Source organism: Methylobacterium sp. D54C (genome assembly GCF_053345595.1).
Window position 1 is genome coordinate 1 of the sequence record NZ_JBKFAK010000131.1, and the last position, 375, is coordinate 375.

Sequence of the window (375 nt, forward strand, 5' to 3'; positions counted from 1 at the left end):
CCCGCCCCGCCGCCGCCTCGCTGCCCGCGAGCCCGCGCAGGAAGCCGGACAGCCGGTAGGTGTCGGGCCCGATCAGGGCCGCGGACGCGGCGCCGAGCAGTTCCACGGTCCCGTCCGCGCCGAGCAGGGCGAACAGGTTGCCCCCGGCCAGCATCGCGCCCGCCCCGGTCGAGGCCAGCGTCGCGCCGCGCCGCAGGGCGACGTCGAGATGCGCGCCCCGCTGGATGCGCCAGAGCGGGCCGGCCGGCAGCGCCGACAGGGTGCGCCCGAGGCAGGCCGGGTAGCCGACGAGGCGGTGCAGGGCGAGCGGCCCGTCACCGGCGGCGCGCCAGATCGCGACCGCGCCGGGCCAGGGCTCGGCCGCCACCGCGCAGG

At 81.1% G+C, this 375-nt stretch carries 1 protein-coding gene; it reads right to left on the bottom strand.

Annotated features, from left to right (window positions below):
* The coding region (locus ACLBYB_RS32830; RefSeq protein WP_447701383.1) for a GTA baseplate fiber-binding domain-containing protein at positions 1-375 on the bottom strand (375 nt) is incomplete at both ends.